The organism is Streptomyces sp. NPDC005752 (assembly GCF_040630715.1).
GTDB lineage: Bacteria > Actinomycetota > Actinomycetes > Streptomycetales > Streptomycetaceae > Streptomyces.
Genome location: NZ_JBEXYB010000007.1, coordinates 196,693 through 212,352, shown reverse-complemented (window position 1 = coordinate 212,352; position 15,660 = coordinate 196,693). Strand labels below are relative to the sequence as shown.

The following is a 15,660-nucleotide window of genomic DNA, read 5'->3' as shown; positions in this document are numbered from 1 at the left end:
GGGTCCTCCCCACAGCCACCCCGTACACGCACGGAAGCGGCCGGTCCTGCCCCCGAGGCAGGTCCGGCCGCTTCCGTGGTGGGAGACAGCTACTGGACGGGTTCCGGTTCCGGCTGGTCGGCCGACTCCTCGTCGCCCGCCGGGTCGGCAGGTGTCTTCACCGACTCCAGGAGCAGCTGGGAGACGTCGACGACCTGGACCGACTCCTTCGCCTTGCCGTCGTTCTTCTTGCCGTTGACCGAGTCGGTCAGCATGACGAGGCAGAAGGGGCACGCGGTGGAGACGATGTCCGGGTTGAGCGAGAGGGCTTCGTCGACGCGCTCGTTGTTGATGCGCTTGCCGATCCGCTCCTCCATCCACATCCGGGCACCGCCGGCACCGCAGCAGAAGCCGCGCTCCTTGTGGCGGTGCATCTCCTCGTTCCGCAGACCCGGGACCTTGGCGATGATCTCGCGCGGGGGTGTGTAGATCTTGTTGTGCCGGCCCAGGTAGCAGGGGTCGTGGTACGTGATCAGACCCTCGACCGGGGTCACCGGGACGAGCTTGCCCTCGTCCACCAGGTGCTGGAGCAGCTGCGTGTGGTGGATGACCTCGTACTCGCCGCCGAGCTGCGGGTACTCGTTCGCGATGGTGTTGAAGCAGTGCGGGCAGGTGGCGACGATCTTCTTCGTCGCCTTCGCCTTCTTGGTCGAGTCGTCCTCGTCGTCCTCACCGAACGCCATGTTCAGCATGGCGACGTTCTCCTGGCCGAGCTGCTGGAACAGCGGCTCGTTGCCGAGGCGGCGGGCGGAGTCACCGGTGCACTTCTCGTCGCCGCCCATGATCGCGAACTTGACGCCCGCGATGTGGAGGAGCTCCGCGAAGGCCTTGGTGGTCTTCTTGGCGCGGTCCTCGAGGGCTCCCGCGCAGCCCACCCAGTACAGGTAGTCGATCTCGCTGAGGTCCTCGACGTCCTTGCCGACGATCGGGACCTCGAAGTCGACCTCCTTGGTCCACTCGACGCGCTGCTTCTTGGCGAGCCCCCAGGGGTTGCCCTTCTTCTCCAGGTTCTTGAGCATCGTGCCCGCCTCCGACGGGAACGCGGACTCGATCATCACCTGGTAGCGGCGCATGTCGACGATGTGGTCGATGTGCTCGATGTCGACCGGGCACTGCTCGACGCACGCCCCGCAGGTGGTGCAGGACCACAGCACGTCGGGGTCGATGACCCCGTTCTCCTCGAGGGTGCCGATCAGGGGGCGCTCGGCCTCCGCGAGGGCGGCCGCCGGGACGTCCTTCAGCTGCTCCTCGGTGGCCTTCTCGTTGCCCTCCATGTCCTTGCCGCCGCCGGCCAGCAGGTACGGGGCCTTGGCGTGCGCGTGGTCGCGCAGGGACATGATCAGGAGCTTCGGGGAGAGCGGCTTGCCGGTGTTCCAGGCGGGGCACTGCGACTGGCAGCGACCGCACTCGGTGCACGTGGAGAAGTCGAGGATGCCCTTCCAGGAGAACTGCTCGACCTGGGAGACACCGAAGGTGTCGTCCTCGCCCGGGTCCTCCCAGTCGATCTCCTTGCCGCCCGTGGTCATCGGCTGGAGCGCGCCGAGTGCGACCGCACCGTCGGCGTTGCGCTTGAACCAGATGTTCGGGAAGCCGAGGAACCGGTGCCAGGCGACACCCATGTTCGTGTTGAGCGAGACCGTGATCATCCAGATCAGCGAGACGCCGATCTTGACCATCGCGGTGAAGTAGATGAGGTTCTGGAGCGTGCCGAGCGCGATGCCCTTGAAAGCGAGCACCAGCGGATACGAGACGAAGTACGCGGCCTCGTAACCCTCGACGTGGTGGATCGCGCCCTCGAGTCCGCGCAGGGTCAGGATCGCGAGGCCGATGACGAGGATGACGTACTCGACGAAGTACGCCTGCCATGCCTTGGAGCCGGCGAAGCGGGACTTGCGGCCCGCGCGGGAGGGCAGGTTCAGCAGCCGGATCGCCATCAGCGTGACGATGCCGAGCACGGTCATGATGCCGATGAACTCGATGTACATCTCGAACGGCAGCCATCCGCCGACGATCGGCAGGACCCAGTCGGCCTGGAAGAGCTGTCCGTACGCCTGGAGCAGCGTCGGCGGCAGGGTCAGGAAGCCGATGGCGACGAACCAGTGCGCGAAGCCCACGATCCCCCACCGGTTCATCCGGGTGTGGCCGAGGAACTCCTTGACCAGGGTGATCGTGCGCTGCTTGGGGTCGTCGGTGCGGCTGCCTGCCGGCACCGGTTGTCCGAGACGGACGAACCGGTAGATCTGCGCGACGGCTCGGGCGATGAGCGCAACGCCGACGACGGTCAGCACCAGCGACACGATGATCGCGGCGAGTTGCATGTGGGGGCTCCTCGGGCCTGCGAGGGTGGGATCCAGCGCGTACAAGCAATTACTAAGCAGTAACTTAATCAGTCTGTGCTGACACTATCCACTTAATCCGCCACGCTGTAGCCGGGCAGGCGGTGATCTGTGTCGCTCAGGTGAGCCTTTCCCGGGTACCGCGGTCCGTGCGCCGCCGCACGGAGGTGGATGCGTGCGGACTGCGCCAGGATCACCAGGTCCAGCCCCGTCCCATGATGCTCTGCGTAGTACGCGTCCAGGAGGGCGGGTTCGTCCCAGGGCATTCCTGAGCGGGCGCGGACCTGGGCCAGGCCGGTCAGGCCCGGTCGGACGCTCTGCCGCCAGTGCCCGGCGGTGCGTCCCAGGAGGGCGGCCTCGTCCGGGGTGAGAGGTGCCGGGCCGACCAGTGAGAGCTCTCCCCGTACGACGTGGGGCAGCCGGGACAGCAGGTCGAGCCGGAACCGCCGGGTGCGCAGCGAACGCAACTCGAAGCGGCGGCCGCCGAGGCCGATCCGGGTCTCCCGGCGCAAAACGCGTGCCGGCCCGCGAGGCGGGTGCAGGGTGAGGGCCAAGGCGGCGAGGGCGAGGGCGGGGGCCGTCAGGGCCAGGAGCACCGAGCCCAGCACCAGGTCCAGGGTCCGCTTGGCGGTCGTGGCTGCCAGGGCTCCTGTGATGCGCTCGGCCGTCGCGGTCGCCAGAGCCGTGGCGCTCCGGGGCCGCCAGCTCTGCGGCCTCCAGTTGCGGGATCTCCAGCTCCGGGGAGTCCCGGCCCGTGGCGCACCGGTGGCGCGGCCGGCCGGCCCCGGCGTACGGGAGGGTCGTTTCCTTCGTGCCGCCGTCTGCTTCGCGTTCCGCATTGCACCTGCCCGGAGTCGATAACGGGACGGTATGACCGTCTCGATGCAGTTTGTGACAGAACGATCCCACGGTGCCATGGTGGGTGGGGTGTGTGTGGCGCCCAGGGCAGGGCAGGTGTCGCGGGCCGAGGGCGGTCCGGCGGGTTTCGTCAGTCGTCCGAACGTGGAAACGCCCTGCTCAGGGATCGTGTGAGCACATAAATTGAGCGTAAGTGGCTCAGGTCCTTTGACTCCGGGGTGGGTGTCATGCATCCTTGAGTCAGATCCACTCAAGTAGTCAGTTGGAGGAATTGAAATGGCACGTGCGGTCGGCATCGACCTGGGCACGACTAACTCCGTCGTCAGCGTTCTCGAAGGCGGCGAGCCCACCGTCATCACCAACGCCGAAGGCGCCAGGACCACGCCGTCCGTCGTCGCCTTCGCCAAGAACGGCGAGGTGCTCGTCGGCGAGGTCGCCAAGCGCCAGGCGGTCACCAACGTCGACAGGACGATCCGTTCGGTCAAGCGCCACATGGGCACTGACTGGAAGATCGAGATCGACGGCAAGAACTTCAACCCGCAGCAGATGAGCGCCTTCATCCTGCAGAAGCTGAAGCGCGACGCCGAGTCCTACCTGGGCGAGAAGGTCGCCGACGCGGTGATCACCGTCCCCGCGTACTTCAACGACTCCGAGCGTCAGGCGACGAAGGAGGCCGGTGAGATCGCGGGCCTGAACGTCCTGCGCATCGTCAACGAGCCGACCGCCGCCGCCCTGGCGTACGGCCTCGACAAGGACGACCAGACGATCCTCGTCTTCGACCTCGGTGGCGGCACCTTCGACGTGTCCCTCCTGGAGATCGGCGACGGCGTCGTCGAGGTGAAGGCCACCAACGGTGACAACCACCTCGGTGGTGACGACTGGGACCAGCGGGTCGTCGACTACCTGGTGAAGCAGTTCGCCAACGGGCACGGCGTGGACCTGTCCAAGGACAAGATGGCTCTCCAGCGTCTCCGCGAGGCCGCGGAGAAGGCGAAGATCGAGCTCTCGTCCTCGACCGAGACCACGATCAACCTCCCCTACATCACGGCGTCCGCCGAGGGCCCGCTGCACCTGGACGAGAAGCTCACGCGCTCGCAGTTCCAGCAGCTGACCGCGGACCTCCTGGACCGCTGCAAGAACCCGTTCCACAACGTCATCAAGGACGCGGGCATCCAGCTCTCCGAGATCGACCACGTCGTTCTCGTCGGTGGTTCGACCCGCATGCCGGCCGTCGCCGAGCTCGTCAAGGAGCTCACGGGCGGCCAGGACGCGAACAAGGGTGTGAACCCGGACGAGGTCGTCGCCATCGGCGCCTCGCTCCAGGCCGGTGTCCTCAAGGGCGAGGTCAAGGACGTTCTGCTCCTCGACGTGACCCCGCTGTCCCTCGGCATCGAGACCAAGGGAGGGATCATGACCAAGCTCATCGAGCGCAACACCACGATCCCGACCAAGCGTTCCGAGATCTTCACGACGGCCGAGGACAACCAGCCGTCCGTGCAGATCCAGGTCTACCAGGGCGAGCGCGAGATCGCGGCGTACAACAAGAAGCTCGGGATGTTCGAGCTCACCGGTCTGCCGCCGGCCCCGCGCGGTGTGCCGCAGATCGAGGTCGCCTTCGACATCGACGCCAACGGCATCATGCACGTCGCTGCCAAGGACCTCGGCACCGGCAAGGAGCAGAAGATGACCGTCACCGGTGGCTCCTCGCTGCCGAAGGACGAGGTCAACCGGATGCGCGAAGAGGCCGAGCAGTACGCCGACGAGGACCACCGTCGTCGCGAGGCCGCCGAATCGCGCAACCAGGGCGAGCAGCTCGTCTACCAGACGGAGAAGTTCCTCAAGGACAACGAGGACAAGGTCCCCGGCGACGTGAAGACGGAGGTGGAGACCGCGCTCACCGAGCTGAAGGAGAAGCTCAAGGGCGAGGACACCGCCGAGATCCGCACCGCCACCGAGAAGGTCGCGGCCGTCTCCCAGAAGCTGGGCCAGGCGATGTACGCCAACACCCAGGCCGAGGGTGCGGCCCCGGGTGCCGAGGCGCCGGGCGACGCCCAGGGCAAGGCCGACGACGACGTCGTCGACGCCGAGATCGTCGACGACGAGAAGGACACGAAGGGCGGTGCGGCGTGACCGAGGAGACTCCGGGCTTCGACGAGAAGCCTGACGTCCCCTCCGGTGCCAACACCGACGACGCCGAGCCGGAGGCCGCCACCCCTTCCGAGGAGGAGGTGGCGTCCCCGGCCGGGGACGTACAGCAGACAGCGGCACTGACTGCTCAGCTGGACCAGGTCCGTACCGCGCTCAACGAGCGCACGGCCGACCTCCAGCGGCTCCAGGCCGAGTACCAGAACTACCGTCGCCGCGTCGAGCGTGACCGGGTGCAGGTCAAGGAGGTCGCGGCAGCGAACCTCCTGAGCGAGCTCCTGCCCGTGCTCGACGACATCGGCCGGGCGCGGGAGCACGGCGAGCTCGTCGGCGGCTTCAAGGCGGTGGCCGAATCGGTGGAGACGGTCGTCGCGAAGCTGGGCCTCCAGCAGTTCGGCAAGGAGGGCGAGCCCTTCGACCCGACGATCCACGAGGCCCTGATGCACTCGTACGCGCCGGACGTCACCGAGACGACCTGCGTGGCGATCCTGCAGCCCGGGTACCGCATCGGGGAGCGCACCATCCGCCCCGCGCGGGTGGCCGTGGCCGAGCCGCAGCCGGGCGCCACGCCCGCGGCGGCGAAGGAAGAGAAGGCAGACGACGAGGAGAGCGGTGGCACCGAAGAGGTCTGACATTCCGTCCGACCACTGCGGTGAACACCGACGGGGCGTGCGGCCGGCCACGGGGCCGGCCGCACGGCCGATCGTCCGGAAGGAGGGACGTCGATGAGCACGAAGGACTTCGTCGAGAAGGACTACTACAAGGTTCTCGGCGTCCCCAAGGACGCCACCGACGCCGAGGTCAAGAAGGCGTACCGGAAGCTCGCCCGCGAGTACCACCCGGACGCCAACAAGGGTGACGCCAAGGCGGAGGAGCGCTTCAAGGAGATCTCCGAGGCGAACGACGTCCTCGGCGACCCCAAGAAGCGCAAGGAGTACGACGAGGCGCGCGCCCTCTTCGGCAACGGAGGCTTCCGGGCGGGTCCCGGCGGTGCGGGCGGAAACTTCAACTTCGACCTGGGCGACCTCTTCGGAGGCGCCCCGGGCGGCGGCCAGGGCGCCGGCGCCGGCGGGTTCGGCGGTGGCGGCGGTGGCGGCGGTGGCGGTCTGGGCGACGTCTTCGGCGGGCTGTTCAACCGCGGCGGTGCGGGCACCCGCGTCCAGCCGCGCCGTGGCCAGGACATCGAGTCCGAGGTGACGCTCAGCTTCACCGAGGCGGTCGACGGAGCCACGGTCCCGCTGCGGATGTCCAGCCAGGCTCCCTGCAAGGCGTGCTCGGGCACCGGCGACAAGAACGGCACTCCGAGGGTCTGCCCGACGTGCGTCGGCACCGGTCAGGTCTCGCGCGGTACCGGCGGCGGGTTCTCGCTGACCGATCCCTGCGTGGACTGCAAGGGCCGGGGCCTCATCGCCCAGGACCCCTGCGACGTCTGCAAGGGCAGCGGCCGGGCGAAGTCCGCCCGCACGATGCAGGTCAGGATCCCCGCGGGGGTCTCGGACGGCCAGCGGATCCGGCTGCGCGGCAAGGGCAGCCCGGGTGAGCGGGGCGGCCCGGCCGGCGACCTGTACGTCGTCGTCCACGTCGACGCCCACCCGGTCTTCGGCCGCAAGGGCGACAACCTCACGGTCACCGTGCCCGTCACCTTCCCGGAGGCGGCGCTCGGAGGCGAGGTGAAGGTGCCCACGCTCGGCGGGCCTCCGGTCACCCTGAAACTCCCGGCGGGCACGCCCAACGGACGTACGATGCGGGCCCGGGGCAAGGGAGCCGTACGCAAGGACGGCACTCGCGGCGACCTCCTGGTCACCGTCGAGGTCGCGGTGCCCACGGACCTCGGTACGGAGGCGCAGGAAGCGCTGGAGGCGTACCGGAAGGCGACCGCGGGGGAGGACCCGCGGGCGGAGCTGTTCCAGGCTGCGAAGGGAGCTTGAGATGGACGGCCGTCGACGTAATCCGTACCAGCTGACCGACGAATCACCGGTGTACGTGATCTCGATCGCGGCCCAGCTCTCGGGCCTGCACCCGCAGACGCTGCGCCAGTACGACCGCCTCGGCCTGGTCTCGCCCGACCGCACGGCCGGGCGTGGCCGGCGCTACTCGGCCCGTGACATCGAACTGCTGCGCACGGTGCAGCAGTTGTCGCAGGACGAGGGCATCAACCTCGCGGGCATCAAGCGCATCATCGAGCTGGAGAACCAGGTCGCCGCGCTCCAGCAGCGCGTCGCCGAGCTCTCCGCGGCGGTGGACGGCGCGGCCGTGGCCATGCAGCAGCGCGAGGCCCAGGTGCATGCCTCCTACCGGCGTGACCTGGTGCCGTACCAGGACGTGCAGCAGGCCGGCGCGCTGGTGGTCTGGCGGCCGAAGAGGCAGAGGGACTGAGCCGGCAGGGAGAAGGGCCCGTTCCCGAGTCTCATGACTCGGGGGCGGGCCCTTTCCGCGTGGACGTGCCGTCCACGATGCCGGACTGCGCGATGAGGACTCCGAGGTGGGTGCGGCTGGTGGCGCCCAGGGCCTGCATGAGCTTGGCGATGTGGGAGCGGCAGGTGCGGACGCTGATTCCCAGCTTGCGCGCCACCACGTCGTCCACGTGACCCTCGCCGAGCAGCCGGGCGATGCTCTGCTGGACGGCCGTGAACCGGGCGCCGGGCGTGGCCGTGGGCAGTGGCTGCGCGAAGGGCGTGGCTTGGGCCCAGAGCACCTCGTAGACCTGGATCAGATAGGCCACGAGGGCGGGGTGCCGTATGCGCAGAGCCATCCGCCGGTCGGGTGTCGCGGGGATGAACGCGACGGTGCGGTCGAAGATGATCAGCCGCTCCACGGTCTGCTCGGTGGTGCGGACCTGGAGGTCCTCGGGGGAGATCTGGTCCAGGTAGTCCCGGATCGTCGTGCTGTAGCGCGCCGGGTGCTGGTAGATGTGCCGTAGCCGGGCTCCTCGTCCGATCGCCGTCATGGCGTTGTCGACTCCCCGCGCCATCCCGTTCTGGGGGCGGTCGCTGCCCGGCTGGGCTGTCAGGACCTGATGGCTGACGACGGCCGACTCCTCGAGCAGGGCCGCCTCGATCGCCGACTTCCCCTCCAGCACCGTGATCGCCAGATCGGGGTCGGCGCTGGCGACCGAGGCCAGGGGGGTGAGTGAGCGGCTGAGCGCGGCCGCGAGCCGTATGCGTTCGTCCAGTTCGCGGGTGAGCGGCTGCAGCAGGTGCGCCAGTGCGGCGGACGGGTGGACGGGGCGCATCCAGTCGGCGTCGCCCGGTTCGGGTCGGACGAGGCCCATGTCGATCAGGCAGGGGGCGTCCGCGAGGACCGCGCGGGGGACCCGCCCCACGACCACTGCCTCCTCGTAGAGTCGCAGGCCGGTGGCGCAGAGCTCTCTCGGGCCGTGCGAATGCACCTGCTTTGCGTCTTCGATGGCGATTTGACGACCCCTCATTTCATGCAGTGCAACAAGATGACCGTGGCGCACACCTGGCCGCGGGGGGAGTGTGGAGTTGTCGGGAGGGCGGCGTGCCCACCCGGTGCTTCCCGGGCGTGACCGCACCCTCTCCAAGGCCATGCGGTCGCGCCCGGTGCCCCGAGTTGGGACGTTCGGGGTCTCGCGCGGTCAGGAGTCCTGGTCCAGGATTCCCGACCGCGCGATCAGGAAGCCGAGCTGTGCGCGGCTCGTGCTGCCGAGGGTGGCGGACAGCTTCGCGACGTGCGCCCGGCAGGTGCGGACGTTCATGCCGAGGCGGCGGGCGATCGAGTCGTCCACATGACCTTCGACGAGGAGTTGGGCGATGGAGCGCTGAACACCGCTGATGCCCTTGGTCGGTGGGTCGTAGCCGACCTCCCCGAGCAGGGGGGAAGCGCGGCTCCACAGCTGCTCGAAGACCTTCACCAGGTAGTTGACGAGACCGGGGTGGCGGAGTTCGAGTGCGACCTGGTCGTCCTTCTGGGCGGGTATGAAGGCGACGGTCCGGTCGAAGACGATGAGGCGCTCGATGAGCTCCTCCAGGGTGCGGATCTCGACCTTGTCGTTGGCCAGGCGCGCCGCGTACGCGAGAGTCCCCTGGCTGTGGCGGACGGTGTGCTGGTACAGCGTGCGCATGCTGACGCCCCGGCCGACGACCGACAGGGCGCGTTCCAGCCCTTCGCTGAGGCGGTCCTCGCCGCGGTCTCCGCCCGGCTGGACGGTGAGCACCTCCGTGCGGCACTCGGCGGTGGCGAGGTCGAGCGCCGCGTTGATCCTGTTGCCGCCCTCCAGCACCGTGATGGCGTGGGTGGTCGGCGGGTCCTGGGCGCTGATGTCCATGAACGGCTCGAAGGACTCCGCCAGCTCGACGGAGCGCCGCCGGCGTTCCTTGATCTCCCGCTCCAGGGGGTGCAGGCGCTGGGCCAGCGCGGCGGACGGAGGGACGGGCCTGAGCCACGTCGTGTCGTCCGGGTCGGGGTGCAGGAGGGCGAAGTCCATCAGGCAGGGTGCGGGGCCGACCTCCGTGCGGGAAATCCGGCCGGAACGCAGGGCGCTGGCGTAGAGGCGTTTTCCCTCCTCGCACAGGTCGGTGACCCCGTGAGCATGTGTCCCCATTGTGCTACTTGTAGGCATATCTCCACCCCCCATGTTCCTGAACATGCAGGAACATGATGCATCGTCCCAGTGGCGTTGTGGGGCCTCGGTGAGACATCGTCGTGGATGCGGGGGAGAGGAATCCACAAGTGAGGACGAAGCCGACTATGGATATGCGAAAGCTTCGCTTGGTGCTTGCTAGCGCTTTCGCCGCGGCCCTGGCCTTTGGCGTGGCGGGCGGCGTGGCCGGCAGCGCATCCGGGCCCGGTGAGATCAGCTGGTCGGAGCAGGCGGCGGGGGCGGGTGAGATCAGCTGGTCCGTGCGAGCGGCGGTTTCGCCCGGTGAGATCAGCTGGGGCATGCCTGCGGCGGCCTCGGACGAGATCAGCTGGAGTGCGCCGACGGGCGCGGCAGGCGCATGACCACCCCACCGGACGACCGCACCTTCCGGCGGGAGATGGCCACGGCCTACCGCTCAGGGTGGCATTTCATCGATCTGCTCACGGCGCTCACCCGCCAGGGCGATTCGTTGATGGTCACCCTGTTCGGAGAGCCGATCGTCGTCGTCATGGAGACGGATGACGACATCCGGGCCTATCGCTGTCTTCGCCGGCCCCGCGGGGCGCCGCAGCCGGTCCGCTGTGCCGTGAGGTACGGCATGATTTTCGTGAATCTCGATCAGCGTGACCACGAGCTGTTCGAACAAGAAGCCATTTCCGCCACCCCCCGCAGTGCCTGAACGATTCCCCCGTCGTTCCATGTCGTTCGGGCACTTCCCCCACACAACGGCGCCATCGTGACCTGAACACGATGGCGCCGTTGTGCTGTCCGGGAATCGCTCGAATTCCCGGGCTGTAATTCACGGCTGAAATCCCCGGCAGGAATATCCAGCGCAATTCTGCGCTCGACCTGCCCCCGGCCAAATCGATCAGGCATTCCCGAGAGTCCGGTCGACGGCGATCTCGATGACGACGCGCTCCGGATTCTCCCTCGGGGTGCGCTCGTAGCGCTCCGCGTAGCGGCGCACCGCGTCCTGGACCTCGCCGGGCTCCGTACGGATCACCGCCCGGCCCTCCAGGGTCGCCCACCGGCGCCCCTGCATCTGGCAGACCGCGACCCGTGCCCCCTCCGGGCCCGCCGCCAGGACGTTGGCGACCTTCCTCGTCCCCCCGCCGGTGATGACGCGGGCGAGCCGCGTCTCCGGGTCGTACGTCACGCCGACGGGCACCACGTGCGGTGTGCCGTCCGGGCGGAGCGTGGTCAGGGTGCACACGTGGCGCTCCCGCCAGAAGGCGAGGTACTCGGGGCCGGGGCTGCGTACGTCAGGCATGGGGTCAGCCTAGAGACAGAGGGAATCCTGGGCGCGTGGGGGCGCCACGACGGCCTTGAGTGGAATAGACTCAACTTTGTACCCGTTGTTCGAGTCATATTCCGTGAAGTGCCAGCACGAGGAGGAGACAGCGCCCGTGGACGCCGAGCTGACCAACAAGAGCCGGGACGCCCTCAACGCGGCCACCAGCAGGGCCGTCAAGGACGGACATCCGGACCTGACCCCCGGGCATCTGCTGCTTGCGCTGCTCGCGGGCGAGGACAACGCGAACATCATCGACCTGCTGGCCGTCACGGAGGCCGACCAGGTGGCCGTGCGCGAGGAGGCCGAACGGCTCCTCGGCTCACTGCCCAGCGTCACCGGGTCGACCGTCGCACCACCGCAGCCGAGCCGCGACCTGCTCGCTGTCCTCGCCGACGCCGACCGGCGCGCCAAGGAACTGGGCGACGACTACCTCTCCACGGAGCACCTGCTGATCGCCGTCGCCGCGAAGGGCGGCCGTGCCGGTGAGATCCTCGACGGGCAGGGAGCCGGCGCGAAGAAGCTGCTGGACGCATTCGAGAAGAGCAGGGGAGGGCGCCGGGTGACCACTCCCGACCCCGAGGGCCAGTACAAGGCGCTGGAGAAGTTCGGCACCGACTTCACGGCCGCGGCCCGCGAGGGCAAGCTGGACCCGGTCATCGGCCGTGACCAGGAGATCCGCCGCGTCGTGCAGGTGCTGTCGCGCCGCACGAAGAACAACCCCGTGCTCATCGGCGAGCCCGGCGTCGGCAAGACGGCCGTCGTCGAGGGGCTCGCCCAGCGCATCGTCAAGGGCGACGTGCCCGAGTCCCTGCGCAACAAGAGGCTCGTCTCGCTGGACCTCGGCGCGATGGTCGCGGGTGCCAAGTACCGCGGTGAGTTCGAGGAACGTCTCAAGACCGTCCTCTCCGAGATCAAGGAGAGCGACGGGCAGATCATCACCTTCATCGACGAGCTGCACACCGTCGTCGGCGCCGGCGCCGGCGGCGACTCGGCGATGGACGCGGGCAACATGCTCAAGCCGATGCTCGCCCGCGGTGAGCTCCGCATGGTCGGAGCCACCACACTGGACGAGTACCGCGAGCGCATCGAGAAGGACCCCGCCCTGGAGCGCCGTTTCCAGCAGGTCCTGGTCGCCGAGCCGTCCGTCGAGGACACCATCGCGATCCTGCGTGGCCTCAAGGGGCGTTACGAGGCGCACCACAAGGTGCAGATCGCCGACTCCTCGCTGGTGGCCGCGGCGACGCTCTCGGACCGCTACATCACGTCCCGCTTCCTGCCGGACAAGGCCATCGACCTCGTCGACGAGGCGGCCTCGCGGCTCCGTATGGAGATCGACTCCTCACCCCTGGAGATCGACGAGCTCCAGCGTTCCGTGGACCGGCTGCACATGGAGGAGCTGGCGCTCAAGAACGAGACCGACGCGGGCTCCAAGCAGCGACTGGAGAAGATCCGCCGCGACCTCGCCGACAAGGAGGAGGAGCTGCGCGGTCTCACCGCCCGCTGGGAGAAGGAGAAGCAGGGCCTGAACCGCGTCGGTGAGCTCAAGGAGCGCCTCGACGAGCTGCGCGGTCAGGCCGAGCGCGCCCAGCGTGACGGCGACTTCGACACTGCGTCCAAGCTGCTGTACGGGGAGATCCCGGGCCTGGAGCGCGAGTTGGCGGAAGCCGACGAGGCCGAGCAGGAGGCCGCCGTCGACACCATGGTCAAGGAGGAGGTCGGCCCGGACGACATCGCCGACGTCGTCGGTGCCTGGACCGGCATCCCGGCCGGGCGCCTCCTGGAGGGCGAGACCCAGAAGCTGCTGCGGATGGAGTCCGAGCTGGGCAAGCGGCTGATCGGCCAGACCGAGGCCGTGCGGGCCGTGTCGGACGCGGTGCGCCGCACCCGAGCCGGGATCGCCGACCCCGACCGGCCCACCGGGTCCTTCCTGTTCCTCGGCCCGACCGGTGTCGGCAAGACCGAGCTGGCCAAGGCGCTCGCGGACTTCCTGTTCGACGACGAGCGGGCCATGATCCGCATCGACATGAGCGAGTACGGCGAGAAGCACAGCGTGGCGCGGCTCGTCGGCGCCCCGCCCGGCTACGTCGGCTACGAGGAGGGCGGCCAGCTCACGGAGGCGGTCCGCCGCCGCCCGTACAGCGTGGTGCTGCTCGACGAGGTCGAGAAGGCCCACCCCGAGGTCTTCGACGTCCTGCTCCAGGTACTCGACGACGGACGGCTCACCGACGGGCAGGGGCGGACGGTGGACTTCCGCAACACCATCCTGGTCCTGACGTCGAACCTCGGCAGCCAGTTCCTGGTGGACCCCCTGACCGATCCCGAGGTGAAGAAGGAGCGGGTGCTGGGCGCCGTACGGGCCGCGTTCAAGCCGGAGTTCCTGAACCGGCTCGACGATCTGGTCGTCTTCTCCGCCCTGTCCGGCGACGAGCTCGCCCATATCGCGGGGCTCCAGGTGGCCCGTCTCGCCGGCCGGCTGGCCGACCGCCGGATCCACCTCGACGTCACCCCTGACGCGCTGGCCTGGCTGGCGGAGGAGGGCAACGACCCGGCGTACGGCGCCCGGCCGCTGCGCCGTCTCATCCAGACCGCGATCGGGGACCGGCTCGCGAAGGAGATCCTCGCGGGCGAGGTCAAGGACGGTGACACGGTCCGGGTGGACCGGTCCGGTGACGGGCTCACCGTGGCGGCCGCGACGGTGACGAAGACCCTCTGAGGACTGTCCCGTGTCCCCGGCCGGCCCCAGGGTCCGGCCGGGGACACGTGTGTGCGGGGCCCCCGCCCCATTGATGGGTGCATCCAGCACGCACTGCCGGAAGGGCGGCCTGTGAAATCGAGCCGAAAATTCACATTCCGTGGCCGGATGGCGAATGGGGCAAGGTCCGGACCTTGTTTTTGTGCCGGAGCGATACATATCGGCACCCTCGGTGTGAGCCGGAATGGTGCCTGTGCGGGGTAAGCGTTTTCCGCGCAATATCAGGACACTCCGGACCCATTTCTGTGACGGCGGGGGAGGCTGTCGCGCATTCCGAAACCGGTAAGGTGCGCGCATGACGGAGCGGATACCCGGCGAGGCGAATGCGGAGCCGAAGGATTACAGAAGTGACAGTCTCATTCGTCTGAGCGAATTCCGTACGCTTTGGACGGCTTTTGCCCAGTCGGTGCTGGGTGACCAGCTGGCCCGGGTGGCGCTGTCCCTGCTGGTGTACGAACGCACCGAGTCGGCGGGCTGGACCGCCGCGACCTACGCCCTGACGACTCTGCCCGCCCTGCTGTCCGGGGTGCTCCTCTCCGGTCTAGCCGACCGTTTCCCCCGGCGCACCGTCATGATCGGATGCGACCTGGTACGCGCCGTCCTCGTCGGACTGATGGCCCTGCCCGGTACCCCCTTGCCGCTGCTGGCCGGGCTCCTGGTTCTGGCACAGCTCGCCGAAGCGCCGTTCGGGGCGTCGCAGGGCGCTCTGATGCCGGCCGTCCTGGGGGAGCGCCTGTACGAGCGGGGGCAGCGGGTCATGCTGATCACGCACCAGGCGGGACAGCTGATCGGATTCGCGGCGGGCGGGGTGCTCGTCGTGTGGCTCGGCAGCCACGTCTCCCTGGGACTGAACGCGTTGACGTTCCTGATCTCCGCGGCACTGATCAGGCTGGGTGTGAAGGCGCGGCCGGTGGACCCGAGCGCCGACGCGCGGCCGAAGCGGATGCACACCCAGGTGGGCAGGGCGTCCGCACTGATCTGGTCGGACCCCAGGCTGCGGTCGCTCGTCGCGCTCGGCTGGCTGGCGGGGTTCATCATGCTGCCGGAGGGTCTGGCGGCCCCCTTCGCCCAGGAGGCCGGCCAAAGCGCCGCGTCCGTGGGGCTCCTGCTCGCCGCGCATCCCGCCGGAATGGTCCTGGGCGCGGCTCTCCTGGGGCGTGCGGGCGTCGGCGCCGAGCGCCGACGCCGGCTGCTCGGACCGCTTGCGGTCGGCGCGAACCTTCCACTGGTCGTCTACTGGGCCGGCCCCGGCGTCGGGCCGGCACTGCTGGTGCTGCTGGTGTCGGGCCTCTGCTCCGCCTACCAGATCACCGCCGGGGCGACCTTCGTCCTGCTCACCCCGGCCGACCAGCGCGGTCAGGCGCTGGGACTCGCCAGGTCGGGGCTGACCGCCGTGCAGGGGATCGGTGTCGCCGCGGGCGGCCTGGCGGCCGAGCTGTCGGGGTCCTCCGCCCGGACGATCGGGGGCGCGGGACTCATCGGCACGCTCTGCGCCGTCCTCGTAGCGGTTTCCTGGTCGCGGGCCAGGGGAACGAGCGCGGGGACGATTCCCCTGAGCGCGTAGGACTACCGGCGGCGATCGCGGCTAGGGTCGAAGCCAGGCAACCACGTGCGATCCACAGGAGTACCCAGC

At 69.1% G+C, this 15,660-nt stretch carries 13 protein-coding genes; 8 read left to right on the top strand and 5 right to left on the bottom strand.

The genetic code is table 11. The features are described from left to right. Positions 1-89 precede the first annotated feature (89 nt). Together ABZ441_RS08955 and ABZ441_RS08950 are read right to left on the bottom strand one after the other, a co-directional pair. Positions 90-2,357 carry a (Fe-S)-binding protein gene (locus ABZ441_RS08955; RefSeq protein ID WP_358969912.1) on the bottom strand — a complete coding sequence of 756 codons (2,268 nt, stop codon included), beginning with the start codon at positions 2,355-2,357 and terminating at the stop codon, positions 90-92. A 92-nt stretch (positions 2,358-2,449) separates the two neighbouring features. Further along, complete coding sequence (locus ABZ441_RS08950; RefSeq protein ID WP_358969910.1) at positions 2,450-3,214, bottom strand: sugar transferase; 765 nt, start codon at positions 3,212-3,214, stop codon at positions 2,450-2,452. Positions 3,215-3,509: 295 nt separating this feature from the next. Between ABZ441_RS08950 and dnaK the strand changes: the two genes are divergently transcribed. From dnaK to ABZ441_RS08930, 4 genes are all read left to right on the top strand, one after another. After that, the gene (dnaK, locus tag ABZ441_RS08945) at positions 3,510-5,363 is read left to right on the top strand and encodes a molecular chaperone DnaK (protein WP_014155375.1); all 1,854 of its coding nucleotides are present in this window, start codon (positions 3,510-3,512) and stop codon (positions 5,361-5,363) included. Next, positions 5,360-6,010, top strand: a complete 651-nt coding sequence (grpE, locus tag ABZ441_RS08940) for a nucleotide exchange factor GrpE (protein ID WP_358969908.1) — start codon at positions 5,360-5,362, stop codon at positions 6,008-6,010. The genes dnaK and grpE overlap by 4 nt, the downstream gene beginning before the upstream one ends. 93 nt (positions 6,011-6,103) lie before the next feature. Next, positions 6,104-7,306, top strand: coding sequence for a molecular chaperone DnaJ (gene dnaJ / locus ABZ441_RS08935; RefSeq protein WP_358969906.1), 1,203 nt, complete (start codon positions 6,104-6,106; stop codon positions 7,304-7,306). A gap of 1 nt (position 7,307) precedes the next feature. Then, positions 7,308-7,754 (top strand): helix-turn-helix domain-containing protein, encoded by a 447-nt coding sequence (locus ABZ441_RS08930; RefSeq protein WP_358969904.1) that lies wholly within the window; start codon positions 7,308-7,310, stop codon positions 7,752-7,754. Positions 7,755-7,785: 31 nt separating this feature from the next. Here the strand turns inward: ABZ441_RS08930 and ABZ441_RS08925 are convergent, their stop codons facing one another. Further along, positions 7,786-8,805, bottom strand: coding sequence for a LuxR C-terminal-related transcriptional regulator (locus ABZ441_RS08925; RefSeq protein ID WP_358969902.1), 1,020 nt, complete (start codon positions 8,803-8,805; stop codon positions 7,786-7,788). 171 nt (positions 8,806-8,976) lie between these two features. Then, positions 8,977-9,987, bottom strand: coding sequence for a helix-turn-helix transcriptional regulator (locus ABZ441_RS08920; protein ID WP_358969900.1), 1,011 nt, complete (start codon positions 9,985-9,987; stop codon positions 8,977-8,979). A 125-nt stretch (positions 9,988-10,112) separates the two neighbouring features. On the opposite strand from ABZ441_RS08920, the gene ABZ441_RS08915 reads away from it, so the two are divergent. Both ABZ441_RS08915 and ABZ441_RS08910 read left to right on the top strand, forming a co-directional pair. After that, the gene (locus tag ABZ441_RS08915; RefSeq protein ID WP_358969898.1) at positions 10,113-10,343 is read left to right on the top strand and encodes a hypothetical protein; all 231 of its coding nucleotides are present in this window, start codon (positions 10,113-10,115) and stop codon (positions 10,341-10,343) included. Then, positions 10,340-10,660 carry a (2Fe-2S)-binding protein gene (locus ABZ441_RS08910; protein ID WP_033296620.1) on the top strand — a complete coding sequence of 107 codons (321 nt, stop codon included), beginning with the start codon at positions 10,340-10,342 and terminating at the stop codon, positions 10,658-10,660. The genes ABZ441_RS08915 and ABZ441_RS08910 overlap by 4 nt, the downstream gene beginning before the upstream one ends. Positions 10,661-10,849: 189 nt before the next feature. Here the strand turns inward: ABZ441_RS08910 and ABZ441_RS08905 are convergent, their stop codons facing one another. After that, the gene (locus ABZ441_RS08905) at positions 10,850-11,251 is read right to left on the bottom strand and encodes a TIGR03618 family F420-dependent PPOX class oxidoreductase (RefSeq protein WP_358969895.1); all 402 of its coding nucleotides are present in this window, start codon (positions 11,249-11,251) and stop codon (positions 10,850-10,852) included. Between the two features lie 136 nt (positions 11,252-11,387). Here ABZ441_RS08905 and clpB point away from each other — a divergent pair, with 136 nt between their 5' ends. Together clpB and ABZ441_RS08895 are read left to right on the top strand one after the other, a co-directional pair. After that, positions 11,388-13,988 (top strand): ATP-dependent chaperone ClpB, encoded by a 2,601-nt coding sequence (gene clpB, locus ABZ441_RS08900; protein ID WP_358969965.1) that lies wholly within the window; start codon positions 11,388-11,390, stop codon positions 13,986-13,988. Between the two features lie 334 nt (positions 13,989-14,322). After that, positions 14,323-15,591: an MFS transporter gene (locus ABZ441_RS08895; protein WP_358969894.1), complete on the top strand. Its 1,269-nt coding sequence runs from the start codon at positions 14,323-14,325 to the stop codon at positions 15,589-15,591. The last annotated feature ends 69 nt before the right edge of the window (positions 15,592-15,660 follow it).